The sequence below is a fragment of the Caballeronia sp. LZ034LL genome, from assembly GCF_031451215.1.
GTDB lineage: Bacteria > Pseudomonadota > Gammaproteobacteria > Burkholderiales > Burkholderiaceae > Caballeronia.
In genome coordinates this window covers 1-497 of sequence record NZ_JARUXR010000026.1, presented here as the reverse complement: position 1 = coordinate 497, position 497 = coordinate 1, and the positions used below count along the sequence as shown (strand labels likewise).

General features: G+C 59.2%; 2 protein-coding genes. Both read right to left on the bottom strand.

Annotated elements, in window-relative coordinates; genetic code table 11:
• Positions 1-180: helix-turn-helix domain-containing protein (locus QCE83_RS35215; RefSeq protein ID WP_404986254.1), on the bottom strand; the 180-nt coding region annotated here is incomplete at its 3' end.
• A 28-nt stretch (positions 181-208) separates the two neighbouring features.
• On the bottom strand, positions 209-497 hold a 289-nt coding region (locus QCE83_RS35050; RefSeq protein WP_309821479.1), incomplete at its 5' end, for a hypothetical protein.

The window sequence follows — 497 nt, the reverse complement described above, 5'->3', positions numbered from 1 at the left end:
AGCTGCTCGCGTGCGCTGCGCTGGCGTGATTCCGCCATTGCCCGCGATTACTCTATGCATTGAGCCAACGTCGCGCTGCAACGTACGCGCAATGCCGCTTACGCTCTCCCCCTTACGCCAAAGCGCCCAGATCTCCTGACGCTCTGCCAAGCTCAACCACGGCTTCCTTGCTCGCCTCATCAATACCTCCACCTCAATAATCCATTCATTAGATCAGAGGGGTTGCAACGACCGGTTGAATCCGCCCTGGTTTCCCTTGCATACCTTTCGGCAGCGCGTAGCGCTGGGCCGGCGCTTTCAATGGCTGCGCCAATTCCTTAAGCGGCGCGTTGTTGCAGTGGGTCCGCGATCCACGCCCGGTGTGGCCTATGAGGGCACTCTCTACTGCCGGGCCAGTGAGGCAGTTCTGTGTCGTGCCGCTAGGTGACGCTGGGCGGGAAGAAAAGCTGCTTTCTTTGGTGACTTTCTTTGCAGCAGCAAAGAAAGTTACCCCCGCC